This is a genomic window from Pseudomonadales bacterium (assembly GCA_024234215.1).
Lineage (GTDB): Bacteria > Pseudomonadota > Gammaproteobacteria > Pseudomonadales > UBA5862 > JACKOQ01.
Map to the genome: position 1 here is coordinate 199,624 of JACKOQ010000005.1, position 26,361 is coordinate 225,984.

Sequence of the window (26,361 nt, forward strand, 5' to 3'; positions counted from 1 at the left end):
GTTACAGCCGGGTCGCGATCGGTCGGTCGGCATCGATCCCGAAGCGAACGATGGCTGCACTCACTTCGGCCGCCGCGACCACGCCCTCGTCGGCGAGGGCCTTGAGTGCGGTCACCACCACATGGTGGCGGTCGACCTCGAAGAAGCGCCGCAACTGCGCACGGCTGTCGCTGCGACCGAAACCATCGGTGCCCAGCGTGCGGTAACAGCCCGGCACGAACTCACGAATCTGGTCGGCCACGCTTTTGAGATAGTCGGTCGCGGCCACCACTGGCGCCTGCCACTGCCCCAGGAGCTGCTCGACATGGCTCTGCCGTGGCTCGGCTTCGGGATGCAGACGGTTCCAGCGTGACACCTCCAAGCCGTCACGCCGCAGTTCATTGAAGCTGGTCACGCTGAACAGTCTGACCGCCAACCGGTACTCTTCAGCCAAAATCGTCGCTGCCGCCTCGACCTCGCGCAGGATGGCACCACTGCCGAGCAGTTGGATCTCTCCGCGCGCCGGCTGTTGCGTCGGTTGCAGCTCTTTCAGCAGATAAATGCCGCGAATCACCCCCTCCTCGACACCCTCCGGCAGCGCCGGCTGTGGCAAGTTTTCGTTCAGCACCGTGAGGTAATAGAAACAGTTGCGCCCTTCGCCATACATCTGCTCGATGCCGTGGCGGATGATCAGCGCCAGTTCATAGGCATAGGCGGGATCGTAGGCGACACAGTTGGGCAGGGTCGACGCCAGCAGGTGGCTGTGGCCATCCTGATGCTGCAACCCCTCGCCGTTCAGGGTGGTGCGGCCGGAGGTGGCGCCGATCAGAAAGCCACGCGCCTGGATGTCTCCGGCCGCCCACACCAGATCCCCCACCCGCTGCAGGCCGAACATCGAATAGAAGATGAAGAACGGAATCATCGACAACCGGTTGCTGCTGTAGGAGGTGGCCGCGGCGATCCAGGCGGCCATCGCGCCGGCTTCAGTGATGCCCTCTTCCAGAATCTGTCCCTTCTGATCCTCGCGGTAGCCCATCGCCTGATCGGCATCGACCGGACGGTACAGCTGTCCCTGCGCCGCATAGATGCCGAACTGCGGGAACATCCCCTCCATGCCGAAGGTGCGCGCCTCGTCGGGCACGATCGGCACGATGCGTGCGCCGATCTCAGGGTCTTTCATCAGGCTGCCAAGCATTCGCACAAAGGCCATGGTGGTGGAGATCTCCCGCGTCCCACTGCCCTTGAGCTGCGTGGCAAAGAGCTCGAGTGCAGGCGTCGCCAACCGTTCGACCTCGGCATGGCGCTGGGGCAGGTGACCGCCCAATCGTTCGCGCTGCTGAGCCAAGTAGAGTGCCTCCTGACTGTCGGCCGATGGGCGGTAGAACGGAATCTCCTGCAACTGCTCATCGCTGAGCGGAATGTCGAAGCGGTCACGAAATGCCCGCATGTTCTCCTGATCGAGCTTCTTGACCGAATGGGTGTAGTTCTGCGACTCCACCGCAGTGCCAAAGCCGTAGCCCTTGATGGTCTTGGCCAGAATCACCGTCGGCTGCCCGGCATGGGCCACCGCCTGCGCATAGGCGGCATAGACCTTGCGCGGATCGTGGCCACCCCGATTGAGCCGGTAGATGTCGGCATCGCTCAGATGCTCGACCATCTTCAGCAGTTCCGGCGATTTGCCGAAGAAGTGCTCGCGCGTGTAGCCACCGCCCTTGGCCTTGTAGTTCTGGAACTCACCGTCGACCACCTCATCCATCCGCCGTTGCAGCAGGCCATCGCTGTCCTTGGCGAACAGCGGATCCCACAGGCTGCCCCAGACCACCTTGATCACATTCCAGTTGGCGCCGGTGAACTGCCCCTCCAGCTCCTGGATGATCTTGCCGTTGCCGCGCACCGGCCCATCGAGCCGCTGCAGATTGCAATTGATGACGAAGATGAGGTTGTCGAGTTTCTCCCGCCCCGCGAGTGCGATGGCTCCCAGCGCCTCGGGCTCGTCACACTCACCATCACCGAGAAAACACCACACCTTGCGCCCGCTGGCGGGCAGCAGACCCCGGTTTTCGAGATAGCGCAGAAAATGCGCCTGATAGATCGCCTGGATCGGTCCCAGCCCCATCGACACGGTCGGGAACTGCCAGTAGTCGGGCATCAGCCATGGATGCGGATAGGAGGAGAGTCCATGCCCCGCAACCTCCTGGCGGAAGTTGTCGAGACGGGTCTCATCCAGCCGCCCCTCCAGAAACGAGCGGGCATAGATACCGGGGGCGGAGTGGCCCTGAAAATAGATGAGGTCACCCAACTGCTGTGCGTTGGTGCCTCGAAAGAAGTAACCGAAACCGATCTCATAGAGGGTGGCGCTCGATGCAAAGCTGCTGATGTGGCCGCCCAGGTCATGGTCGGTCTGGTTGGCGCGCATCACCATCGCAAAGGCATTCCAGCGAATCAGCGAGCGAATCCGTCGATCCATGAAGATGTTGCCGGGAATGCGTGCCTCATCCTGCACCGCAATGGTGTTGCGATAGGGCGTGGTGACCGCCGAGGGGAGTTTGACCGCGCGGCGTCCGGCGCGCTCGATCAGCTGCTCGATCAGGAAGGCCGCTCGCTCGCGTCCCTCCTGCTGCATCACCGAATCGAGCGCCTGCAACCACTCCCCGGTTTCGAGCGGGTCGATGTCATCATGCATGGAGTCACTCATCGCCAGACCCTCCTTCGGGTCATCGATATTTTCACGGATAGCGCAGCAGTTCAGTCGATCCTCAGGGCCAGAGCCAGGCGGCACCGCGCACGCCGCTCGAATCGCCATGTTTGGCCTTCAGCAGTGGCGTGTCCACCCGATCCGAAAACACATGGGGCTGCCACAGCCGCGGCACTTCGTCATAGAGCGAATCGATGTTGGAGACCCCGCCGCCCAGCACAATGGCATCCGGATCGAGAATGTTGATCACGCTGGCCAATGCCCGCGCCAGCTGACGTTGATAAAGCTGCAAGGTGCGTTCCGCCAGCGGATCACCGTTGCGCGCCAGCTCGGCAATTTCGACTGCGGTGAGCGATTCCCCGCCCTGCTCCTGGTAACTCAACTGCAAGCCGCTGCCAGAGATGTAGGTCTCGTTGCAGTTGAGCCGGCCGCAGTTGCAGCGGCGGTTGCCATCGGGCAGCAGTTGTGCGCGCTCTGGGCGGTCCGCGCTGAACCAGTCGGCGGAGTTCTGATCCCGTGCGCTGAAGTAGAGCGGATTGTGACCCCACTCACCGGCAATGGCATTCGGGCCATTCACCAGCTGGCCGTTGACGACGATGCCACCTCCGGCGCCGGTGCCGAGGATGACGCCGAAGACCACCGCATGTCCGGTGCCGGCACCGTCACTGGCCTCGGAGAGTGCAAAACAGTCGGCATCGTTGGCGATGCGCACCTCGCGACCGAGTCTGCGGGTCAGATCCTCGCGCAGGAACTGTCCGTTCAGACAGGTGGAGTTGCTGTTCTTGATCTGTCCGCTCATCCGCGACACCGCCCCCGGTGTGCCGATGCCGAGGGTGCCGCTGCGACCGGTCTGACGTTCGATCTGGCATACCAGTTCAACGATGGCCTCCAGCGTCTCTTCGTAACTCCCGGCCGGGGTGGGCAGCCGCTTCCGACAGCAGATCTCGCCCGTCTCATCGAGGGCCACGCCCTCGATCTTGGTGCCGCCCAGATCAATGCCGAGTCGCATCAATGTCGCCCTCCCAATCAGATGCTGTTGGCTCAACCCAGCAGGGTCAGCAACGCAAAGAGTGTCACCCAGATGATCAGCCCACGCCGAAGCAGCGCGGTCATGGCTTCGATCTGCGCATTGCCCGTTTTCACCACGGCCGCACTGGCGCTCGGTTCACTGTCGAGCGACACAGCGTCGGACAGATCGAGTGGCTGATCGATGGCCGCCGCTGCCAGCGCCAACCGGCCAATCAGATCGGCTGCGCTGCTGTCGAAATCGGTCAGGCTACCGCTCCAGCAGGGCCAGGCGCGCCCCCAGTCACCCGCCAGCATGAAACAGCCCCCCAGCAATCGCATGGGCAACCACTGTGCCAATTCGAGCAGGCGCCCACTGGCACTGCCGGGCTCCAGTCGCTCCACCCCACTCTCGGCCGTTGGCAGTTGAATCAGCCGCAGAAAGAGCACGGCGGCAGGCCCCAGCAGAAAGAACCAGAAGAGCAGTGTGAACAGCCCGCTCAGTGCACGCACCGCGATACCCTGCGCAACCAGCCTGTTCAGTTCGATCGCAGTGGTCGGCGTGCATTCGGTCGGCAGCAGTCGAGTTTCGATGGCGATTCGCCAGGCCGCATGGGCATCGCCACGGCTCCAGGCCAGACGATAGCGCGACAGATCGGCCAGCAGATCCCGACGCTCGAGGCTGTAGAGCAGAATTGCACAACCCGCCACCAGCCCGACCAGCCCCAGCAGCCAGCCTTGCAGCAGCGCCAGCAGCAGCGCGATCAGCAGCGCCGGCAGCAGTGCGCCCAGCAGGATCGACAGGGTCGAACCCGGTTCGGACGGCGCATGGCGGGCCATCCAGTCGCGGAAAGCGATGAAGAACGCATCTCGATGCAACAGCGGACGAAACGGAAAGAGCATCGCGATCGCGAGCGTGATCAGCAGCGCCAGGAACTTCATTGCAGGACACCTGTGCCGGTTTGCCCAGTCCATCCGCCATCGGTCATGGCACCCAGACGCTCATGCAGTCGCTGACGGAATCCTGCCCAGTCAAAGGCCGGTCCCGGATCGCTCTTGCGCTGCGGTGCGATGTGCTGATGGCCGACGATGGCTTCGCGAGAGAGCGTTGGATAGCAGGCCATCAAATCCGAGACTATTTCGACTAACCGCTCATACTGGATTGATTCATAAGGGGTATGATCAGTCCCTTCAAGCTCGATTCCAATCGAAAAATCATTGCAGTCGACAACGCCGCGGTAGCAGGAGCGCCCAGCGTGCCAGGCCCGCCGATCGAAGGAGACATACTGGTGAACCGCACCATCGCGGCGGATCAGCAGATGCGAAGAGACGCGCAGGCCCGCCAAGGAGCTGAATGAGGGGTGGGCCGAGATGTCGAGTTGGTTGAGAAAGAGTGCATCAATGGCCGATCCACCAAACTCGCCCGCCGGCAGGGAGATGTTGTGGATGACGATCAGCGTGATCGCCGCAGCGGCGGGCCGCTCATTCTGATTGGGGGAAGGCAGGCGCTTGGCGCCATGCCACCAGTGCTGGTTCACACGCTGCTGCATCGACTTCCGTCTCCACTTGCGCAGAGTCTGGAAGATCGATGACCAAAAGTCCAATCCGGTCAGCCAGTGAGGCTCCTCACCTCAACTGTGCAGTTCCTGCACCGAAGCGTTGCGCAGCGTGCCAATCACTGCCGTCAGCGCCCGATCGAACAGTTGGGCATCGTCGAGAATCAGCAGTTCGCCGGCCGCCAGCGCCGCCAGCATCTCGCCGCGCTGTTTCTGCGCCACCTTGGCGCCAGCGCGGTTGACGAAGATGTACTTGTCCGCGCTCCGGATGAAGGCCACCAGCTTGCAGCGCAGCCGCTCCTGACCGCGGATGAACTCGACCCAACTGCCGGTCGCCAGGTTGTCGAGCAGTGCCTGTGTCTCGGCACTGGATGGAAGCAGCAGGCTCTCCGCGCCATCCTGCATGGCTGCCACTGGCTCTTCCACAGCATCCACCTTGGGGGAATCGGGCAACGAAGATGGAGTGACCGGTTCGATCATCGCCACGGCTTCGCCGGCCATGGGCAGATCGCTCTGCTTCGACTGGCAAATCTGCAGATGGAGCGTCTCCAGTTCGACAAAGAACTCATTGGTGAGGCAGGGATCGAAGGCAACCAGGTTGAGCCCGTCACGCAACCGCTGCAGCAGCCCGGGAAGCCGTTGCAGCAGCTGCATCCGCTCGGCCTGCCGCTGCGGCTGGATGCTCCAGACCAGCTCCTCAACGGTTTCGATACTCTGCCCCCAGGCGTTGCTGGCCTCACCCTCCTTGAGATGAATGATGGCCAGGTGATGGCTCCAGCCGTCGCGCAGCAGCGCGGAAATCTTCTGTGGAATCCGGTTGCCCTGATGCAGTCCATCGATGACCCGCTGCGCGGCTGCACGTGCCGACTCCATCTTCGCCCGGCCATCCTCCGCAGTGCGCAGACGGTGTTCGGCCAGCTCGGTACGCCGACGTTCTTCACGCATGAACAGTGTGAACTCATCGAGCAGCTTCTGGAACAGCGTGACATCGGTATCAAACTCGCTGGTCACACGCTCGATCACCTCATTGATCTTGAGGTAGAGCTGGTCGCGGCTGCCAGCGTTGTCTGCCAGCCCCACCGAGGCCGAGGCCAACTCATTCAACAGCCGGCGTGCCGGATGGTTGGCGCGGTTCAGAAAACCACGATCGAGCAGCGCTGCGCGCAGCAGTGGAATCTGCAACCGTCCCAACTGCGCCTTGATGGCCTCCGGAATGTTGTAGTCGTTGAGAATGAACTCGAACAGCATCGAAATCAGGTGGATGACATCCTGCTCCAGCGGTGCAATCGCCTGCTGCCCACCACTGTTCGTCTGGCCCAGCAGCCGTTGAATCAGCGGCCAGATCGCCGTTACACCCGCACCGGAGACGACTGGACTGCCCCCTGCCGAAAACCGGCTGTCAAAACCCCTGTGCTGCTGTCCATCAGAACTTTGAACAGTCTTGAGAATGTTTGCCAACTCACCGATTGAAATGCTGTTTTTGTAATCTGCATGCGCTTCATCAGAACTTCCGGCCCGACGCTGGCGTGCCAGCAGATCATGCAGTGACGCCAGCAGGTCTTCCGTCTCATCCCGCAGTGACGAATCCTCGCGGCGCGTTGTCGAAACCATTTCAGATGCTGGACGCCGCTGTGGCGATGCCGCAGTGCGTCCGCGCCCTTTCAGATCGGGCAGAATGCCGGCCTCGGCCAGAAACTGGTTGATCTGCTGATAGAGGCGTTCAAGCTGTTCGAGCATATTGCGCTCGAACAGCTTGAACAGCACCAGCTTGGCCTTCATGCCCGCCTCCAGCACCCGGGTGGCCGCGACAAAGGCTTCACACAGCGCATGAGGGGCAAAGGGATTCTCATCATGGCCCTGTCCAACCACCCCTGGCAGCAGGTGGTTCAGGCGCAATGAGAGATGATCAAGCGGTTGCAGCAGCCGGTCGCGGGCACGCACCGACATCGATTCGATGGCGACCCGTTCTTCGAGCTCATCCTCGCTCAGCAGGGTGAGGGTCTCCGCATCGATCTGCGCATGGATCTTCTCCTCCGCCAGTGCACCACTTCTGACCCCCAGCAGCCAGCCATTCAACCGTTCGGCCAGGCGTGAATGAAACAGCGCCTCGACGCTGCTGCGCTTGAGTCGCAGTTCGCGCATTGCCTCCAGATAGACATTCTGCTGCTCGGCATCACCGGCATGGTTGGCCATCTCGAAGAGCGCATCGTCGGTGAGATCGAAGCAGCACTTCAACTGCGCGCGCAACCCTTCGGCAAAGAGATCGCGCAGATTGGCCAGCAAAGGGGGCATTCTGGGGGGCGTCACCACGGTGGCGCGCGGCCGTGACCTGGGCAACTGATAGACATTGCTGGAATCTCTGGACATGACCGGCACCTCGCATTACCGCAGCCGCTGAGGTGGAACAGCGGACTCCCGTCAACATTGGACGAACTGATGCATGGTTCGAGTATAGGCAGCCATCTCCAGTACGGCAGCGACAAAATCCAATTCCGTGTGCGGGATCACATTCTGCCGGGCACAAGAGATAAATCAGTGCGAAGCCGGCGATGGAAGCGCCAGAAGCTGGGGGCAATGCGCATATAATCCGGCGACCCGGGCCTTTTCTTCGACCCCCATACCGAGCATTCATCATGCCCTACCGCTCCCTTCCGCCAATGACCGAAATCACCGCCAACGTCACCGCAGCGCTCAACGAAGACATCGGCAGCGGCGATCTGACCGCACAACTGATTCCTGCCACCCGGCAGGCCGAAGCCACCCTCCTCTGCCGCGATGCAGCCGTGGTGTGCGGTCGTCCCTGGGTCGATCGCTGTTTCGAACTGCTCGACCCCACAATCCGCATCGAATGGCTGGTTGAAGAGGGCGCCGAAGTGGCGCCCGACACCCTGCTCGCCCGTCTGCATGGACCGGCACGGGCACTGCTGACCGGGGAGCGCACTGCGCTCAACTTTCTGCAAACGCTCTCGGCGACCGCAACCCGCTCCCGACAATTTACCGATCTGGTGCGCGACTACCCGGTGCAACTGCTCGACACTCGCAAGACCCTGCCGGGCCTGCGACTGGCGCAGAAATATGCGGTGCGCTGTGGCGGTTGCCACAACCATCGTCTGGGCCTGTACGACGCCTTTCTGATCAAGGAGAACCACATTGCCAGCCTGGGAAGCATCACCGCTGTCATCACCCAGGCGCGTGGCATCGCACCCAATCGAAAGGTGGAGATCGAGGTGGAGAGTCTCGCGCAGTTGCAGGAGGCGATCGATGCGGGCGCCGACATCGTCATGCTCGACAACTTCAGCCTCGAACAGATGCACCAGGCCGTGCAACTCACTGCCGGGCGCCTCAAGCTCGAAGCCTCCGGTGGCATGACGGCCGAGCAGTTGCGTGCGGTTGCCGCGACCGGCGTCGACTACATTTCGCTGGGGACGCTGACCAAGGACATCAAGGCCATCGACCTCTCCATGCGGTTCACCCTCTAGAAGGTTGTCGCTATACTGCGCCGCTGACTTGGCCAGTTCACTCTTTTTGTCGCACAACAGGACCGTTATCCATGAGTCTCAACACCCTCTGCGCCGGGCGCGACGTGCCCAATGAAGTCCACGTCATCATCGAGATTCCCGCCCACAGCGGACCGGTCAAATATGAGGTGGACAAAGACTCCTCGGCACTCTTTGTCGACCGCTTCCTCTCGGCCCCGATGTTCTACCCCTGCAACTATGGCTACGTCCCGCAGACCCTCTGCGGCGACGGCGATCCGCTCGATGTGCTGGTGATCGCTCCCCACCCGCTGATCAGCGGCTCGGTGATTCGCTGCCGTCCGATCGGCATGATGAAGATGGTCGACGAAGCGGGAGAAGACACCAAACTGATCGCAGTGCCGATTCACAAACTGACCCCGCTCTACGACCATGTCGAGGAGATCGATCACGTCAGCCCGCAACTGATGGCGCAGATCGAGCATTTCTTCACCCACTACAAGGATCTCGAAACCGGCAAGTGGGTACGCATCGATGGCTGGGGCAACAGCGCCGAAGCCCGTGCCGAGATTCTCCAGTCGATCGAAAACTACAAAACCGCCTGATCACGCTTCGAAAAAAGCCAGCGCTGCCCTCATGGCGGCGCTGGCTTTTTCATTGGCCACCCGGCATGGAGCGAGCCTGACTGCCTGCTGCTACTGCGCGGTATAGCCGCCATCGATCACCAGTTCACTGCCGGTCATGAAGCTCGACTCATCCGAGGCGAGGTAGAGCACACCCCAGGCGATGTCGAGCGGTGCGCCGAGCCGGCCGATCGGATGCAGGGAAACCAGATGTTGCCGCACCAATTCGGCATGTTCGCCCTGCATCGCCCGTTCGACCATCGGTGTCAGGATGTAACCGGGATGGACCGAGTTGACGCGAATGCCGTAACCCGCCTTGGCACAGTGGAGCGCCGCCGACTTGGTGAGCAGTCGCACACCGCCCTTGCTGGCGTTGTAGGCGGCCAGATTGGGGTCGCCGACCAGCCCTTCGATCGATGAGATGTTGATGATCGAACCACCCCGCCCCTTCATCGCCCGAATGGCATGCTTGGTGCCAAGAAATACCGCATCGAGGTTGATGCTCATCAGGTGACGCCACTGCTCGAGTGTCGCCTCTTCGGCATTGCCGCCGACGCCGATGCCGGCATTGTTGACGACCACATCGAGCCTGCCGAAGCGGCCGAGCGTCGCGGACATTACCGCCTCCCACTCTGATTCATTGCGGACATCCTGGCGCAGAAACTGCGCCTCGCCACCGGCGGCAACGATCTCGTCCGCCACCGCCTGACCATCGCCCTCGTTGAGATCGGTCACCACCACCTTGGCCCCCTGCTGGGCCAGCAGCAACGCCTGCGCCTTGCCGAGCCCCGAGGCGCCGCCGGAAATCAGCGCCACCTTGCCTGCCACTCGATTCATTCTGCTCACTCCTGTTGGTTGTCATGGTCCTGTCGGACAACGCGCCCAGCATAACGCAGCGGTCCGCTTTCTTTTACAATCGGACCGGTTTCGATCGAACAACCTCTATCATCCAAGGAGAGCGACCATGTCGGGCACGATCATCGAATTCAGCACCGCGGCCGGCGGCAACTGCCAAGGTTATCTGAGCATTCCCGCAGCCGGTAAAGGCCCGGCAGTCATCGTCATTCAGGAGTGGTGGGGGTTGGTCGACCACATCAAACAGGTGGCCGACCGTTTCGCCGAGGCCGGCTTTGTCGCACTGGCACCCGATCTCTACCATGGCGTCCGAGCCCGCCAGCCCGACGAAGCCGGACGGCTGATGATGGCGCTCAACATCGACGGGGCCGCCAGCGACCTGAGCGGCGCGGCCGATTTTCTGCTCGAACACCCTGCCGTCACCAGCCGCAAGGTCGGCACTGTCGGTTTCTGTCTGGGCGGCCAGCTCTCGCTGATGGCCGCCTGTGTCGACACGCGGATTGGTGCCTGTGTCGACTATTACGGCGTTCATCCGCAGATTCAGCCCGATTTCAGCAAGTTGGCGAGCCCGGTGCTCGGCTTTTTCGGCGGTCTGGATGGCTTTGTCACACCCGACGCGGTCAGCGCACTCGAGCAGCAGATCCGCCAAGCCGGCAAGTCGGTGGAGTTTCATGTCTATCCGGATGCCGATCATGCCTTCTTCAATGACAGCCGGCCCGAGGTCTACCACCGGGCCCATGCCGAAGAGAGCTGGAAGCGGATGCTGGCGTTCTTTCACGCCAACCTGTAACGCTAGGGCGCGGAGGAGTAGCTGTTGCGAAAACGCCAGGTGCGAATGATCTGCAACACATCGGTTTCGCGGCTCAGCTCGGGTGGAAAGGGGGCAAAGGGCTCGGCCAGCCGGACGATGCGCACCGCCGCCTCATCGAGCAGCGGATGGCCGGAGGACTCAATGATCTGGATTCGATCGACCGAGCCATCGGGCAGCAGCCGCACCATCATGCGCAAACTGCCATAAATCTGCTGATCCCGCGCCTGCTGCGGATAGTTGAGGTTGCCGACCCGCTCGATCTTTTGCCGCCAGGCTTCGAGGTAGTAGGCATCGACCGACGACTGGGTCGAGGCGGCGCTGATGGTACGCACCCGCGGCCGACGTGCCTTGACCTGCTGCTGGCGGTCGAGCTCTGCCTCCAGACTGGCAATCTCGATGCTGCGCTCGAGCAGGGTCGAATCCTGCGCCGGAGCGGCCACCTCGGGCGTCGGTTCGGCGCGTTGCGGCACGGGCTTGGCAGTCTGGCTGGCGCGGGACACCGCCGGCGGTACACTCCTGGGCCTGGGCTGTGGCCGTGCTGGCGCCTGTTCGCTCTGGCTCAGTTGCTGTCGCGGACTCTGGGTGGTGGCTGGTTTGGGGCTGGTGAGGCGCTGTGCCTGCTCAGCCTCACCACTGCCCTGTTGATGCACCGGCGCGATGAAGTCGGCCTTGGGCGGTGGCCTGGCGCTCGCCTGCGTCGCCAGTGTCACCTCGATGGTCGGCTGGCTCTCGGGCGGTGGCTTGAGGTTGGCCTTGAAGCTGATCCCCAGCAGCAACACACCATGAATCGCCAGCGCCAGAAAGAGCGTGAAACCCAAACGATCGAGATCGGAGACCGCCGCCCCCCTCACCGCTGGCGAATCAGCCACGGCAGACAATGTCAGCGTCCGAGCCGCCGGGCGATTGCATCCATCAACTGTCCGGCGATGTCGATCGAGAACTGGTTCTGCAATTCGCGAATGCAGGTGGGGCTGGTGACGTTGATCTCGGTCAGGCAGTCACCGATCACATCGATGCCGACGAAGATCAAGCCCCGCTCCCGCAGGGCGGGACCAAGCTGGGCGCAAATCCAGCGGTCACGGCTGGTCAAGGGTCGGCCTTCGCCAGTCCCGCCGGCCGCAAGGTTGCCACGGCTCTCACCCGGTGCCGGAATGCGCGCCAGCGCGTAGGGCACCGGCTCGCCATCGATCAGCAGGATGCGTTTGTCGCCATTGCGAATCTCGGGCAGGTAGCGCTGCGCCATGATGTAACGCTGACCATGGTGGGTCAGGGTTTCGAGAATGACCGAGACATTGGGATCCTCGGGCGTCAGCCGAAAGACCGATGCGCCACCCATCCCCTCCAGCGGCTTGACGATGATGTCGCCATGGTGGCGGTGGAAATCGCGAATCTGCCCCGCCTGCCGGCTGACCAGCGTCGGCGGACCCAGTTCGGGGAAGGTGGCGGCAAACATCTTCTCATTGCAGTCGCGCAGCGACTGCGGCCGGTTGACCACCAGCACCCCTTCGCGCTCGGCCTGTTCGAGCAGGTAGGTGGTGTAGATGTATTCGGTGTCGAACGGCGGATCCTTGCGCATCAGGATCGCATCGAAGCGCGAAAGCGGGCCCTGTTGCGGCTCACCGCGGCTGAACCAGCGCTGCGGGTCGCGAAACACCTCGAGCGGACGGCTGGACGCCATTGCCCGCCCTTCGGTCAGACAGAGGTCTTTCTGCTCCATGTAGTGCAGCCGCCAGCCGCGCTCCTGTGCTGCCCACAGCATGGCCAGGGTGCTGTCTTTCTTGTAGCTGACGGCCTCGATCGGGTCCATGACCACGCCAATCTCAAGGGGTTTGGGCATGCTGCTCTCAGTGAAAATGAAAATGAAGTTGAACAAGGAAGAAAAGGCACGCGGTTAACTTACCCGGCCAGCTCCATTGCAGCAAGAGGCGCAGTGTCGCGCCATCTCCGCCGGAAAGTGCGATCCAGGTCGCTCTTCTGCACACTGCCGCTGGCGACACCAGGGGGCAGCGCTAGGATTAACTCTGAGGGCGATGACAGGGCGCCCGATCACGAACTCTCCGCAGTCAAATCGAGTGCACGCCAATGGATGAAAGCAATTTTTCTGGCCTCAAGGTGATGGTGATCGACGACAGCAAGACCATCCGCCGCACCGCCGAAAGCCTGCTGGCCAAGGTGGGTTGCGAGGTGATCACCGCCACCGACGGCTTCGAAGCGCTGGCGAAAATCGCCGACGGCCGCCCCGACATCATCTTTGTCGATGTGATGATGCCGCGTCTGGATGGCTATCAGACCTGCGCGCTGATCAAGAACAACCGCGAGTTCCGCGCCACGCCGGTGATCATGCTGTCGAGCAAGGATGGCCTGTTCGACAAGGCCAAGGGCCGCATCGTCGGCTCGGATGAGTACCTGACCAAGCCCTTCAGCAAGGAGGAGCTGATGGGTGCAATCGAACAACACGTCGTGCGGCACTGAAGGAGCGCAACATGGGTGCTTTGGCTTATCGTCCCTCGGGCAATGACCAGTCGGCCATCGCAGCGCGGGTTCTGATCGTCGACGACTCTCCCACCGAAACTCTGGCCATCTCGACCATGCTGCGGCGGCACGGCTATCAGGTCTTGGCCGCCACCTCCGGCGAGGAGGGCATCGAGACTGCCCGCCGTGAGCAGCCCGATCTGGTGCTGATGGATGTGGTGATGCCGGGAATCAGCGGTTTTCAGGCCACCCGTCAGCTGACGCGTGAACAGGCAACCGGCCACATTCCGGTGGTGATCATCAGCACCAAGGACCAACCCACCGACCGGGTGTGGGGATTGCGTCAGGGTGCGCGGGAGTATCTCTGCAAGCCGGTGCTCGAACAGCGGCTGTTGCAGACCATCGAGCAGATTCTGACCCATTGATGACAGGAGCAGGCGCCATGCATCCACCCGCCGATCCAGCCGATCTGCTGCTCGACATCGAGCGGCGCTGCCAGCGACATGCCGCCGCACTGCCGCAGCCGACCCGCCCGGAACGCACCATCGACACCGGCATCGGTTTTCTGTTCGCCGGCCTCGAAATGGTGGCGGCCATGAGTGAGATCAGCGAAATTCTGGCGGTGCCACGCCTCTCCAAGGTGCCTGGTGTCAAGCCCTGGGTCTGCGGCATTGCCAATCTGCGCGGCCGGCTGTTGCCGATCTATGACATCGATCTGCTCTGTGGTCACGAACGCGATCGCACGGTGCAGCAACGCGAACAGCGCGTGTTGGTGACCGAATGCAGTGGCCAATACAGCGGTTTCATGGTCAGCAGGATCTTCGGCATGAAACCGATGGATCCGGACCGCTTCGAATCGAACACGCCCGCCGCACCCAGCGTGCTCTCCTCCTGCATTGAAGGGTTTTACCGCAATGGTGAACAGACGTGGCTGCGCCTGAGTCTGCACCGGCTGGCCGCTGCACCAGCCCTGCAACAGCTCGCCCGCTGAGCGGTCGCCCTCCTCTTCCACGCACCGCGCGCCCGTCACTCTTGAACTAGACTCGATTCATGATCAACCCGTTCCCACCAGCGAGCATCGTCATGTCCAATTCAGCCTCCAACCCCATCTCCTCTGGATCGACGTGGACGGTGACGGCGCCACTGCTGCTCTGCGCCCTGTCGATCGTGCTGCTGCTGGGCAACACCCTGTTGCCGGAAAGCCCGATTCCACCGCTCGGCAGTCTGCTGCTCGGCGCAGGCGGCCTGCTGACGCTGCTCTGGGCAGCGCTGGCGATGCGGCGCGCGCACAGCCGGCAACTGCAACACAGTGCCGCCATCGAACAGCAGAATCAGGAGGCCATCCTGCGTCTGCTGGATGAACTCGAAGGGCTGTCGCGGGGTGATCTGACCACCCAGGTCACGGTCTCCGAAGCCTTTACCGGCGCCATCGCCGATTCGATCAACTTCACCATCGAGCAGCTGCGGCAACTGGTCATTTCGATTCATGCCGCCTCCAGGGAGATCCTGCAGGGCAGCGAAAACTCCCACGCCACCGCCCTGCAACTGGCCGAGGCTGCCCAGCGACAGGCCAGCGAGATCGGCACGGCTTCGGCCTCGATCAGCCAGATCGCCACCAGCATCGAACAGGTCTCGAGCCATGCCGCCGAATCGAGTCAGGTGGCGGAACGTTCGGTCACCATCGCCAACTCTGGTGCCGAGGCGGTGACCCGCACCATCCATGGCATGACGATGATCCGCGAGCAGATTCAGAGCTCGGCCAAACGCGTCAAGCGGCTGGGCGAAAGTTCGCAGGAGATCGGTGATTTTCTGGCACTGATCAACGACATCGCCGATCAGACCAACATCCTTGCCCTCAACGCCGCCATTCAGGCATCGATGGCCGGCGAAGCGGGCCGCGGCTTTGCCGTGGTCGCCGACGAGGTGCAGCGGCTGGCGGAGCGTTCCAGCGCCGCCACCCGCCAGATCGAGGCCTTGGTCCGGACCATCCAGAGCGACACCAACGAAGCGGTGCTGTCGATGGAAGAGACCACCAGCGAGGTGGTGCGGGGCAGTCAATTGGCCCAGGAGGCGGGCGTGGCGCTGGACGGCATCAAGGAGGTGTCAGCCAGTCTGGCACAACTGATCAGTCACATCTCGCGCGCCGCCCAGAGTCAATCCTGCTCTGCCACCGAAGTGGCCAGAACCATGGGATCGATTCAGGAGATCACCACCCAGACCGCGGCCGGTGCTGCTGCGTCGGGCAATGCAGTCGGCGACCTCTCGGCACTGGCCCACCGTCTGCGCCAGTCGGTGGATGGCTTCACCCTGCCTGCCGCCCCGTCCAACCGCTGATGAGGAGCGCCTGGTGAACATCGCCTCTTCACAGCCCGGCGTCACCTCCAGTCTCATGGCGGCGCGCTGGCTGCTGCCAGAGATTCAGGTCGAACTCCATGCGATCCAGGTGCTGCTCGATCAGGCAGCCACCGATTCGCAGAGCGAAAGTGAGGTGGCCGACCGCCTGCGCCAACTCGGCAACCTGCTCACCGTCGCCGAACTGACACTGCCGGCCACGCTCTGCCATGAGCTGCGTCAGGCGTTGCAGACGACACGATTTTCACTCCCTGCCCGCGAACTGGCACTGGAGATTCTGCTGCGGCTGCCGGATCTGATTGGTGAGCTGGCCCGCGATGAGCCTGACGCCCTCGCCCTCACCTGGGTTCTGCGCGCCGAGCTGCAGCAGTTGCTCGGCCGCCCTCTTCCGGAACCACTCTCCCGGTCGACCGGACAGCCAGCAGCCGTGGCACTCTCGGCCGAACAGCTCGCTCACTACCCAGCCGAACGCTTTCTGCCGCTGGCGGCCAAACTTCACGCCACCTACCGCGATGGTCTGCTCCAATACCGGCAGACGAACATGGCCGCTGCACTGCAGGGCATGCAGCGGGTGGTGGGCAAACTGCTTGAAATTGCACCACAAAGTCCCTCCAGTCCGCTGTTGCAGGCCCTGCTGCGGATCCTTGCAGCGATGGAGCGGGCACGGCTCGGGCCGCGCGCTGCCCTGCTCGATCTGCTGAGCGAATTGGAACCTTGGCTGGCCCGACTCGTCACGACCGGCGCGGCGCTGCTCAATCAGCCACCCACGCTGTTGGCGGCACTGCAACCCTATGCCCAGTTGGCCGGCCCGATGGATGGGCATGACGACACCACTTCGCCCTTGCTGCCGATCAGCGGTACCGGAGCCGCACGCGAGGTGTTGCTCAATGAGCTGGCCATCGAAATCGACCACCTCAAGACCCGACTCGAAGAGAATCTCGATCTGCCCGCACTGCGCCAGGAGTGTGAGCGGCTGCGATCGACCATCCGGCTGCTCGCCCTGCCCGATCTGACCCGAGCCATGCAGCGGGTGATCGAACTGCTCTCGGCAACGCCGGAACGGCTCGACCGACTGCAACTGGCCGAAGCAGTGCTCGAACTCGAAGCGGCAGTGATGAACCCGGACAGTCAGGTCGCCGCCACGACGCAACGGAACAGCGGACTGCGTCAGGCACAACAGCAGTTCATGCAGCAGTGCGCGCAGGAGCTGGAAGAGCTGCGCCAACGGCTCGATGACCATCTGACCCTGCCGGGCGATAACCCTTTGCCGCCACAGGTCGAGCAGGGGCTTCAGCAGCTGCAGGGGGGCTTCAACCTGATGGAGTGGCCGGAACTGGCTACGGCCATCGGTGTCGCCCGGACACAATTGCTCGCTCCCCAGCGGCCAGCGCCCGCGGATTTGGCACTGATCGTCGACCTGCTGATCGGCACCGAGTTCTATCTTCAGCAGTGGCTGGCCGGCGAACGCGACGCTCCATCCGCCAACCTGATCAATCTGTGCAACCGCCTCATCCGCGCCCCACAGGAGGAGAGCCAAGCCACCCCTGCCCCGGCGCCCGCCGAGGATGCCAGCGACAGCGGCTTCGATGCCGAGATCGCGGCCGTCTTCGTCGAAGAGGCGCAGGAGGTGCTGGCAGCACTGGATAAACAGTGGCCCGCCTTCGCCGCAGGCGCGCAGGGTGCCCTCATCGAGGTGCGCCGCGGCTTCCACACCCTGAAGGGCAGTGGCCGGATGGTGGCCGCCGATACGGTTGCGGCACTGGCCTGGGCCGTCGAGCAGCGCCTCAACCAGCTGATCGATCTGGGCCATGGCCTCAGCGGTGAATTGATCGAACTGATCGATCAGACCCGCAATCTTCTGCCGGAACTGCTCGACTGTTTTGCCAACGGACAGGCCGCCGCACCCGGCTGGCAACAGCTGCTGCAACGGATCGAAGCCTCTGACGATGCCGAGGAGACGAAGCCAGAACCGCAGGCTCGGCCAGAGTCGGCCACGACCACTGCAACAGCGGCCGAAGAGAGTCTCGATGCGGTCTTCAGCCGCGAAGCGGCACTCCATCTTCAGCGAATCGAGCAGATTCTGGCCCATCCCGACAGTCCGCAGGGCGACTGGCGGCTGCTGGAACGCACGCTGCACACCCTCAAGGGCAGCGCCAATGCCGCTGGCCGCCGGCCACTGGCCCAACTGACTGGCGCGATGCTCGATACGGTACAGCGCCATCTGCAGGAGGGTGAGGCGGCACCGACCCTCGCCTGCCGTGCCGGCGCGGAGCTGCTGCCGATGCTGGTGCTCCATGCGGGCGATGACGCAACCCTGCCACCGCAATTCCATGCGGCAGTCGAATTGCTGCAGCAACCGCTTTGCGAACCAGAGGCGTTGTCCACCCGCTGGCTCGACGCTGCCGACACGCTGGTGGCAGCACTCGAGCAGCTCGGCAGCGCTCCGCAGCAAGCACAGGCGCGGCAGCAGATCGAGCAGGCAATCAGCGCCGCCCTGGGCGAACAGTTGCCCGCGGCCATCCGCAACTGGATCGACCACCTGCATCTCTGGATGGCGCAGCACTTCCATGCCGACCGCATCGAAGCCCGTGCCCGGCTGGCACTGTGCCGCCAGGCCCTGATCGAATCGATCGAAGCCGAGGTGCTGAATCAGCCCGCCAGCGACTGGAGTGAGCTGTGGCAGCCACTGCCGGAGCCTCAACGACCACCCTCGACCCCGGAGCGCGCCTTCGCCACGCCCCAACCAGAGGAGAAAAGTGCGGCTGCCGCGCCCATGTCGGCAGCCACCCGCGAAGCGGATGAAGAGCTGCTGGCAATTTTCATGGGCGAGGCCGAAGAGCTGCTCGAGGAGATTCAGGCGATTCAGCGCCACTGGCCCGATCGGCCGGCCGCCACGTCGGAACAGGTTGCGGCATTGGCGCGGGCGCTGCATACACTCAAGGGCGGAGCCCGTCTGGTGGGTCAGCGCATGCTGGCCGACATCTGTCATGAGTTTGAAACCCGGCTCGACTCGCTCCGCGTCGCTGAGGTCGGTCCTGACGAACTGAGTGGACTGGTCAGGCAACTGCAAGCAGTGATTTCGGCCGAGCAGTCGACAGATGTCGACATCGACTCCCCCTCCACCCGGCTCGAAACACCTGAGGTCGCGCTCTCAGTACTGCCTCCTGAGACATCGACCGTCCAAGCCACTGGAGCCGAACCGGCCGAGATCACCGATCCAATCAGGAGTCCGGCACGCGGCGAGACGCTGCGGCTGTCGGCCAGTCTGCTGTCACACCTGCTCGATCTGACCAATGAATCGACCCTGCTGCAGGAGCGGCTCGAACGGCAGAGCCGGGAGTTCGGCCAGGCCGTCGATGAAATGGAGCTGACCATAGACCGGCTGCGCGACCAGGTGCGACGGCTGGACATCGAGGCCGAAAGCGAACTCCGACTGCGCCACCGCCAAGGCAGCAGCGAGCGACAGGATTTCGATCCGCTGGAGCTCGACCGCTATTCACAGTTGCAGCAGTTGAGCCGTGGACTCGTGGAGAGCGCCTCCGACATCAAGGATCTGCGTGACGCCATGGCCGGCCGCCTGCAACAGATGCGTGGTCAATTGTTGCAGCAGTCGCACCTGCACACCGAACTGCGCGAAGGGCTGGCGCGGGCGCAGATGGTGCCCTTCTCGCGGCTGGTTCCACGACTTGGCAAGATGGTGCGCCAGTTGGCCACCGAATTGGGCAAGGATGTCGGACTGCGGGTGATCAACCCCGAGGTCGAGATCGACCGCACGGTGCTCGAACGGCTGATCACACCGCTGGAGCACATGCTGCGCAATGCGCTGGACCATGGCATCGAAAGCCCGGCGCAACGCCTGGCACTGGGCAAGAGCGCCCGCGCCAGCATCACTCTCCAACTGCAACCGCAGGGCAGCAATCTGCTGCTGAGCGTCAGCGACGATGGTGCCGGCATCAACGTCGAACAGGTGCTCCACAAGGCGCGCAGTCGCGGGCTGATCGACCCTCAACGGCAATTGAGTCCGAACGAAGCACTGCAACTGATCTTCCTGCCCGGTTTCTCGACTGCCTCTGTCGTCACGCAGATCTCCGGTCGCGGGGTCGGCATGGATGTGGTGCGCAATGAGGTCCAGGCGCTGGGTGGCACCATTGACGCCAGCAGTCGCCCCGGCGAAGGCACCTGCTTTGAACTGCGGCTGCCCTACACGCTGTCGGCCAATCGGGCCTTGATGGTGCGCGTGGGCGGTGAGCTCTATGCCCTGCCGCTGGAGACCATCGAAGGGGTGGTGCGGGTCAGCCCCTACGAGCTCGAGCACCACTATCAGCAACCCGACAGCCGCTATGCCTACGCCGGGCGTGACTACCGGCTGCGCCACCTTGGCACGCTGCTGTTCGGCTGGAATCCGCCGACACTGGACGGCGTCACCCGCCCGCTGCCGGTGATCCTGTTGCGCAGTCAGGATGATGCGGTGGCGTTGCAGGTCGATGCGCTCGAAGGCAGCAGCGAAATCGTCGCCAAGGCGCTCGCGCCGCAGTTCAATCAGGTTCCGGGCATTGCCGGTGCCTCCTTGCAGGGCGATGAGGGCGCGGTGATCATTCTCGACCTGCCCGCCCTGCTGCGCGCCAAGCCTGAAGGCCATGCCACCTCCAGCAGTCTGGCCAGCATTCACGGCCACGATGCGCAAACCTGCCTGGTGGTGGATGATTCGGTCACCATGCGCAAGGTGACCTCACGCCTGCTCGAACGACAGGGCTATCGGGTGTTGATGGCACGTGACGGTGTCGAGGCCCTGGCGATGCTGAATGAGAGCCGTCCGGATGTCATGCTGCTCGATGTCGAGATGCCGCGGATGGATGGCTTCGAACTGGTCAGCCGCATTCGTCACCAGAGTGGTCTGGAAGATCTGCCGATCATCATGATCACCTCCCGCACCGGCGCCAAACACCGCGAACGGGCCCGCGAACTCGGCATCACCCACTATCTGGGCAAGCCTTACGCTGAACAGGCGCTGCTGCTCGCCATCGATACAGTGACCACAACAGCGGCCTATCCGGAACAGCGCTGCTCATGACGACACGGCCCAGTCCCAACGTCACGCTGCTCGATCTGGTGGTGTTGCCACTGACGCAGCGCCAACTGCTGCTGCCGGCCAGCGCGCTGGCCGAAGTGTTGCCCAAGTGGCAAAGCCGTCCCCTGCCTGAAACGCCGCAGTGGTGCGCGGGGGAGCTCGAATGGCGCCAACGCCGACTGCCACTGATCGACTTCGAACGCTGGTCGGGCGGGCCGGACACACCGGGCAGATGGCTGGTCGTCTGCAACCGCAGTCAGGACGATCTGCCGTTCAGCCATTATGGAGTGCTGCTCGCCGGACGCCCCCGGCTATTGCGGCTGCGCAGCAATCAGCTCCGGGGCATTCCCACGCCATCCGATGCCGGAATCGGTGCCATGACACTGGTGGAGGGTGAACGCTATGCCATCCCCGATCTGATGGCACTCGAGCGACAGATCGACCAGGCGATGCGTGGTACCCGGCTGCGCGAGGCCGCCGGTCAGTCACCCGTCAAACCGGATTGAGCCGAGCGCCGCGCACTCCCGATTTCTGGCAATGATCTTGCTGTGTACGTCCAATCGTCACTGCAGGGAGTCGAGATGAATCTGCCCACCATCGACCTGTCCACCATGCCGGCGGTGCAGGCCACTGCACAAAGCACCGTCATGATCAGCTCAGAGTCGCCGAATGCCGCCCCGACTGGCGATGGCCGCAGCGCAACGGCTGATTTTCAGGCCCTGATGGCTGCATTGCAGGGTCAGCTCGGCCCGATGAACGCGGCTGGCGCCACCCAATCTGGGGCCATGACAACGAAACAGGGCACAGTCCAACCGCAGCAGCCAAGCTCGGAACCGCTGCTGACGCTGGTGGAAGAGACCCTCACTGAAGCCACTGCGGGTGGCACAGTCGCCTCCGAAGAGAACATACAACCTGCGCAGAGCGACAAGGAGCCGTCGGGCGACGGTCTGAGCTTGCCGTTCATCGGCACACTCTTGCCGCCGACAACGCCGCTGACAACCACAGCATTGGCCGTTGAACGCCAAGCCAATGAAAATGAAGCAAGCACGGCCACCGATCCGGCCTCTCTGTTACGATTTGAAAGCGGAATGCAGAAGACCTCCGAGCCGACTCATTCGAGCGGTCTGCTGAGCGAAACCAGTCAAAGTGGGGCCGAACGGCAATTCATGGACGAACTGAAAAACCTGTTGGCGATGATGCCCGGCGCCGGTCATGAAGACCCGGCACCGACCGCCGATGCCCAGGCTGTCACACCGCTGGCGCAATCCATCGGCTCCGCCAGCCCTGATGGGACGGCCAATCTGACTGGAACGGCCATGACGTCGCTGGCACCGCCCTTCCTGCACAATTCACCTGGCGACACCGCAATGACAGGCAAGGCTGAGTTGCCACCCGCCAGGCTCCTGATGGAGCAGCCGCTCAACCTCGATGGCGATACCTGGGTCGATGGGTTTGCCGAGCGCATTCTCTGGGCAAGCAAGAACCAGTTCCACTATGCAGAGATTCAGCTCGACCCGCCCGAGCTGGGCGCACTGCAGGTGCGCATTCAGATCCATCAGGATCAGGCGCAGGTGCAGTTCATCAGCCCCCACCACCAGGTGCGCGAAGCCATCGAAGGCAGCCTCGACCGACTGCGCGATCTGTTTCAGCAGCAAGGGATGCAACTGGCCCACAGCCAGGTCGACGATGGGGGTGGCCGCGGCAGCGCCCAACAGGAGTCACGCCGTGAAGGTTGGCATCCCATTGCAGGTGAAAACCCAGCCACCACCGAAGAGCCCATGCTTCAGTCACGCTCACTGCGCGAAGGCGCACTGATCGACCGTTATGCCTGAGGGGCAATGAACTTGCCCGCCATCGCCGGATACATTGCCAAGCGGCTTTGGCCGCCTCGAACGCTTCCGGGCTGAGATAGCCGTTGGCGCTGTGCCGGCGGATTCGATTGCAATCAACCTCGATGTACTCGAACACGGTCGCGCGCAGCTGCCTGCGCTTGGCAAACCGCTCGCCGTGGACTCGAAAGGAGGTTTTCCATCCATTTCAATGACAGCCCATGGCTGAGATTGCCATGCATATAAGAACAGATTTTATTTGTATTCAAGAATGATTCTTGTTTATATTAACGGCAAGCAAACGGCAAAACAGCTTTTGAGGCAGATCACGTCGTGTCGCAAACTCCAAACTGGCTGATTTTTTCCGCTGCCTGCGTGCCGCTCATGGCGCCGGTGCCTGCGCTTGCCGTGCAGTACATGACGACGGAGGCAGCGCAAAAGCTGATGTTTCCGAAAGCAAACCTGTTCATCCCGCATTTCGTGCGACTCGACGATGCGCAAAAGGAAGCGGTTGAGAGCGCCACCGGCGTGAAGATGCGCCACGCCGAGCAGCCGGTCTGGCAGGTGATGGTGGGTGGCAAACCCGCCGGCTGGTTCGTGCGGGACGAGGTGTACGGCAAGCACGAGTTCATCACCTACGCCGTTGCGCTCGATGCCAGCGGCGCGGTGCGTGGCGTCGAGATTCTCGACTACCGCGAGACCCATGGCCGCGAAATCATCAACCCGAAATGGCGCGCGCAGTTCACCGGAAAACGTCATGGCGCGACGCTGAAGCTCGGTGACGACGTCCAGAACATCAGTGGCGCCACGCTCTCGTGCAAACACATCACCGAGGGTGTGCGCCGCGTGCTGGCGATTCATCAGGCGGTGCTGAAGTGAAGGTGCGCCGCGCACAGCCCTGGCTCGGCACGCTGGTTGATATCCAGGTCGAAGGCGATGACGCAATGCGACTGCGCAGCGCGTGTGATGACGCCTTCGGGCGCATTGCCGAAATCCACGCGGCGCTGAGCTTTCAGTCGCCCGACTCCGAGTTGACCCACGTCAACCGCATGGCACAAACCGACTGGGTGGGTCTGTCACCCGACTTCGCCGCCGTGCTCGCAGCCGCACTCGACTTCGCCCGGCTTGGCGACGGCAATTTCGACCCCTGCGTCGGTGGGCGGCTGGTTGCAGCAGGCCGGCTGCCACGCCACGCCGGATTTCCTGAAAAGACCAATGGCAACTGGCGCGCGATCGAATTCGATGGCGAACGTGTGCGGTTTCAGGTTCCGCTGCTGCTCGATTTTTCGGGCATCGCCAAGGGCCATGCGGTCGATCAGGCGCTCGCCGCGCTCCGCAGCACCGGCGTCGCCGCCGCCACCGTCAACGCCGGTGGCGATCTTGCACATTTCGGCCACACGCCGATTCCACTCGAGCTGCGCGATCCCACACAACCTACCCGCCTGCTGCGGCTCGCGCAGATCACATGCGGTGCCGCTGCGACCTCGGCCGATTACTTCCAACCCGGCCAGCTGATTGATCCGGCGGATGGCACACCGCTGTGCCGCGCATCAAGCGTCACCGTGCTCGCTGCCGACTGCCTCACCGCCGACGCCCTGACCAAGATCGTTGCCGCAGACCCGAAACACGCGCCCGCACGGCTCGCCCACCATGGCGCACAAGCGATCCTGTTCGATGCCGAGGGTCTGCACCTCGGCGATGCGAAGGGCTGGCGAACTGTGTATGCCGCCGTTCGTTCTGCCACTCCAATCGCCGGCCACGGGCAACGTCCCCAGCCGGTCACCGCTCTCAACTGACCTGGAGTTCTGATGAAAACCCACCTTGCCCCCACCCTGCTCGCGGCTTCGCTTGCCGCCACATTGGCGCTGCCCACGCTGGCCGCCGACGCGGACACCGAAGCACGGTTGAAAGCACTGGAAGCGCGCCTCAATGCGCTCGAGGCCGAAAATCAGCTGCTGAAGCGTCAGCAAAAGGCCACCGAGCAGCGAGTCGACACCGTTCAGGAAGAGGCCAAACCTTCCGGAAGCGCCGGCTGGGCGGAAAACAGCCGCATCGGCGGTTATGGTGAGTTGCACTACAACAACCTCGACGGCGAAGGCGGGGCGTCCGACAAGGAAGAGATCGACCTGCACCGCTTTGTGCTGTTCTTCGGCCACCAATTCAACGAACGCACGCGTTTCTTCTCTGAACTCGAACTCGAACACAGCATCTCCGGGGAGGGCGAGAAAGGCGAGATCGAACTCGAACAGGCCTACGTCGAGTTCGACCTCAACACCCATCACCGCGCCAAGGCCGGTCTGTTCCTGCTCCCGATCGGCCTCATCAATGAAACGCATGAGCCACCGGTGTTTTATGGCACCGAGCGCAATCCGATCGAGAGAGAGATCATCCCCGCCACTTGGTGGGCCGGCGGCACCGGCCTGTCAGGCGACCTCGGCTCCGGTTTCGGCTACGACATCGCCATTCACGAGGGGCTTGCCACCACGGCGGCGAAGGGCTACAAGCCACGCGATGGCCGCCAGAAGACCAGCGAGGCGCGTGCCGAGGAGATCGCCTACACTGCACGCCTGAAGTGGAGCGGCCTGCCCGGGCTGTCACTGGCTGCCGCCTTCCAGCATCAGAGCGACATCACCCAGAACCTGGACGCAACCGCCGGCAGCGCCAACCTGTTTGAAGTGGATGGTGTGTTCAACCACGGCCCCTTCACCCTCAAGGCGCTGTACGCGCGCTGGACTCTCGAAGGCAGCGGTCCGGCCGCGATCGGCGCGGATGAGCAGTTCGGCGGCTACATCGAACCCTCATTCAAGCTCAACGAACAGTGGGGCCTGTTCGCACGCTACAACCTGTGGGACAACGCGGCTGGCGCCGGGACGGCCAGCGAAAAACGGCAGACCGATGCCGGGGTGAACTACTGGCCACACCCCGATGTGGTGCTCAAGGCTGACTACCAGTGGCAGGATAACGACGACGACAAAAACCAGAACGGTTTCAACCTCGGTGTCGGCTACCAGTTCTGATCCATCTGCCCAGCCCAAAAGACGCAGCCATGAGCCAGCCGGTCATCCGCCTTTCCAGCACGCACAAGCGACTGATCTACCTGGTCTTTGCGCTGCTGTGGATGAGCGGTGCGCTCTGGCTGCTGTCGCACTACTTCTTCGCCATCGAAGGCGACTTCGGTCCAACGCCGCACCCGCTGGAAAAGTGGGCGTTGCGCCTGCATGGCTTCACCGCGATGCTCGCGCTGATCGCCGTCGGCTCGCTCGCAACCCATCACATGCGACTGGCTTGGAGCCGCAAGCAGAATCACCGCAGCGGAATGGCGATGTTCACCCTGAACGCCTGGCTCGCCGCCACCGGTTATGCGCTGTACTACTTCGCCACCGACGACAACGCCGCCTGGCTGCCGCTGCTGCACTGGGTCGTCGGTCTGGCACTGCCGCCCGCGCTGGTTGCGCATGTCGTTGTCGGTCGCCGCCGCACTTCCCATGGACGACTCCAGCCAAAGAAACAGCCTCGCGTCGCCGGTCGTCCTGGCAACACCAGCGCCTCCCGCATCGGCCCGAAAAGCAACCTGTGAACGCCTCTTCCATCACGTCCGGGCATTCGACCGGTTCCAACTCGTAGCCATCGAGAGGGTGCG

General features: G+C 63.0%; 22 protein-coding genes. 14 read left to right on the forward strand and 8 right to left on the reverse strand.

The features are described 5' to 3' along the window. Window position 1: 1 nt before the first annotated feature. The 5 genes from aceE to H7A13_10505 all read right to left on the reverse strand — a co-directional run bounded on the left by aceE (window position 2) and on the right by H7A13_10505 (window position 7,602). On the reverse strand, window positions 2–2,662 hold the full coding sequence (aceE, locus tag H7A13_10485; protein ID MCP5333761.1) for a pyruvate dehydrogenase (acetyl-transferring), homodimeric type: 2,661 nt from the start codon (window positions 2,660–2,662) through the stop codon (window positions 2–4). A gap of 73 nt (window positions 2,663–2,735) precedes the next feature. Continuing rightward, window positions 2,736–3,683 carry an ROK family protein gene (locus H7A13_10490; protein ID MCP5333762.1) on the reverse strand — a complete coding sequence of 316 codons (948 nt, stop codon included), beginning with the start codon at window positions 3,681–3,683 and terminating at the stop codon, window positions 2,736–2,738. Between the two features lie 32 nt (window positions 3,684–3,715). Further along, window positions 3,716–4,621 carry a regulatory signaling modulator protein AmpE gene (gene ampE, locus H7A13_10495; GenBank protein ID MCP5333763.1) on the reverse strand — a complete coding sequence of 302 codons (906 nt, stop codon included), beginning with the start codon at window positions 4,619–4,621 and terminating at the stop codon, window positions 3,716–3,718. Further along, the gene (gene ampD / locus H7A13_10500; protein ID MCP5333764.1) at window positions 4,618–5,229 is read right to left on the reverse strand and encodes a 1,6-anhydro-N-acetylmuramyl-L-alanine amidase AmpD; all 612 of its coding nucleotides are present in this window, start codon (window positions 5,227–5,229) and stop codon (window positions 4,618–4,620) included. Before ampD ends, ampE begins: the two co-directional genes overlap by 4 nt. 81 nt (window positions 5,230–5,310) lie before the next feature. After that, entirely contained in the window at window positions 5,311–7,602 is a 2,292-nt protein-coding gene (locus H7A13_10505) for a DUF1631 domain-containing protein (GenBank protein MCP5333765.1), read from the reverse strand. A 266-nt stretch (window positions 7,603–7,868) separates the two neighbouring features. On the opposite strand from H7A13_10505, the gene H7A13_10510 reads away from it, so the two are divergent. Further along, entirely contained in the window at window positions 7,869–8,714 is an 846-nt protein-coding gene (locus H7A13_10510) for a carboxylating nicotinate-nucleotide diphosphorylase (protein MCP5333766.1), read from the forward strand. 71 nt (window positions 8,715–8,785) lie between these two features. Further along, complete coding sequence (ppa, locus tag H7A13_10515; GenBank protein ID MCP5333767.1) at window positions 8,786–9,316, forward strand: inorganic diphosphatase; 531 nt, start codon at window positions 8,786–8,788, stop codon at window positions 9,314–9,316. A gap of 90 nt (window positions 9,317–9,406) precedes the next feature. On the opposite strand, the gene H7A13_10520 is transcribed toward ppa, so the two are convergent. Beyond that, on the reverse strand, window positions 9,407–10,171 hold the full coding sequence (locus tag H7A13_10520) for a glucose 1-dehydrogenase (protein ID MCP5333768.1): 765 nt from the start codon (window positions 10,169–10,171) through the stop codon (window positions 9,407–9,409). Window positions 10,172–10,298: 127 nt separating this feature from the next. On the opposite strand from H7A13_10520, the gene H7A13_10525 reads away from it, so the two are divergent. Further along, on the forward strand, window positions 10,299–10,979 hold the full coding sequence (locus H7A13_10525) for a dienelactone hydrolase family protein (GenBank protein ID MCP5333769.1): 681 nt from the start codon (window positions 10,299–10,301) through the stop codon (window positions 10,977–10,979). A 2-nt stretch (window positions 10,980–10,981) separates the two neighbouring features. On the opposite strand, the gene H7A13_10530 is transcribed toward H7A13_10525, so the two are convergent. Together H7A13_10530 and gshB are read right to left on the reverse strand one after the other, a co-directional pair. Continuing rightward, window positions 10,982–11,878 carry an energy transducer TonB gene (locus H7A13_10530; protein ID MCP5333770.1) on the reverse strand — a complete coding sequence of 299 codons (897 nt, stop codon included), beginning with the start codon at window positions 11,876–11,878 and terminating at the stop codon, window positions 10,982–10,984. 2 nt (window positions 11,879–11,880) lie between these two features. Further along, window positions 11,881–12,837, reverse strand: coding sequence for a glutathione synthase (gene gshB, locus H7A13_10535; protein ID MCP5333771.1), 957 nt, complete (start codon window positions 12,835–12,837; stop codon window positions 11,881–11,883). Between the two features lie 245 nt (window positions 12,838–13,082). On the opposite strand from gshB, the gene pilG reads away from it, so the two are divergent. The 11 genes from pilG (at window position 13,083) to H7A13_10590 (ending at window position 26,298) form a co-directional block, all read left to right on the forward strand. Then, complete coding sequence (gene pilG / locus H7A13_10540) at window positions 13,083–13,472, forward strand: twitching motility response regulator PilG (GenBank protein ID MCP5333772.1); 390 nt, start codon at window positions 13,083–13,085, stop codon at window positions 13,470–13,472. A gap of 11 nt (window positions 13,473–13,483) precedes the next feature. Next, window positions 13,484–13,897 (forward strand): response regulator, encoded by a 414-nt coding sequence (locus H7A13_10545; protein MCP5333773.1) that lies wholly within the window; start codon window positions 13,484–13,486, stop codon window positions 13,895–13,897. 17 nt (window positions 13,898–13,914) lie between these two features. Beyond that, window positions 13,915–14,463 carry a chemotaxis protein CheW gene (locus H7A13_10550; GenBank protein ID MCP5333774.1) on the forward strand — a complete coding sequence of 183 codons (549 nt, stop codon included), beginning with the start codon at window positions 13,915–13,917 and terminating at the stop codon, window positions 14,461–14,463. 59 nt (window positions 14,464–14,522) lie between these two features. Next, a complete protein-coding gene (locus H7A13_10555; protein ID MCP5333775.1) occupies window positions 14,523–15,806 on the forward strand; it encodes a methyl-accepting chemotaxis protein in 1,284 nt (427 codons plus the stop codon). Between the two features lie 13 nt (window positions 15,807–15,819). Further along, window positions 15,820–20,895 carry an Hpt domain-containing protein gene (locus H7A13_10560; protein ID MCP5333776.1) on the forward strand — a complete coding sequence of 1,692 codons (5,076 nt, stop codon included), beginning with the start codon at window positions 15,820–15,822 and terminating at the stop codon, window positions 20,893–20,895. After that, window positions 20,892–21,398: a chemotaxis protein CheW gene (locus H7A13_10565; GenBank protein ID MCP5333777.1), complete on the forward strand. Its 507-nt coding sequence runs from the start codon at window positions 20,892–20,894 to the stop codon at window positions 21,396–21,398. Before H7A13_10560 ends, H7A13_10565 begins: the two co-directional genes overlap by 4 nt. Before the next feature lie 75 nt (window positions 21,399–21,473). After that, window positions 21,474–22,724 (forward strand): flagellar hook-length control protein FliK, encoded by a 1,251-nt coding sequence (locus H7A13_10570; GenBank protein ID MCP5333778.1) that lies wholly within the window; start codon window positions 21,474–21,476, stop codon window positions 22,722–22,724. A gap of 381 nt (window positions 22,725–23,105) precedes the next feature. Further along, window positions 23,106–23,600, forward strand: a complete 495-nt coding sequence (locus tag H7A13_10575) for an FMN-binding protein (protein MCP5333779.1) — start codon at window positions 23,106–23,108, stop codon at window positions 23,598–23,600. Next, window positions 23,597–24,517 carry an FAD:protein FMN transferase gene (locus H7A13_10580; GenBank protein MCP5333780.1) on the forward strand — a complete coding sequence of 307 codons (921 nt, stop codon included), beginning with the start codon at window positions 23,597–23,599 and terminating at the stop codon, window positions 24,515–24,517. The genes H7A13_10575 and H7A13_10580 overlap by 4 nt, the downstream gene beginning before the upstream one ends. A gap of 12 nt (window positions 24,518–24,529) precedes the next feature. Continuing rightward, window positions 24,530–25,738, forward strand: a complete 1,209-nt coding sequence (locus H7A13_10585) for a porin (protein ID MCP5333781.1) — start codon at window positions 24,530–24,532, stop codon at window positions 25,736–25,738. A gap of 29 nt (window positions 25,739–25,767) precedes the next feature. Then, on the forward strand, window positions 25,768–26,298 hold the full coding sequence (locus H7A13_10590) for a hypothetical protein (GenBank protein MCP5333782.1): 531 nt from the start codon (window positions 25,768–25,770) through the stop codon (window positions 26,296–26,298). Window positions 26,299–26,361 lie beyond the last annotated feature (63 nt).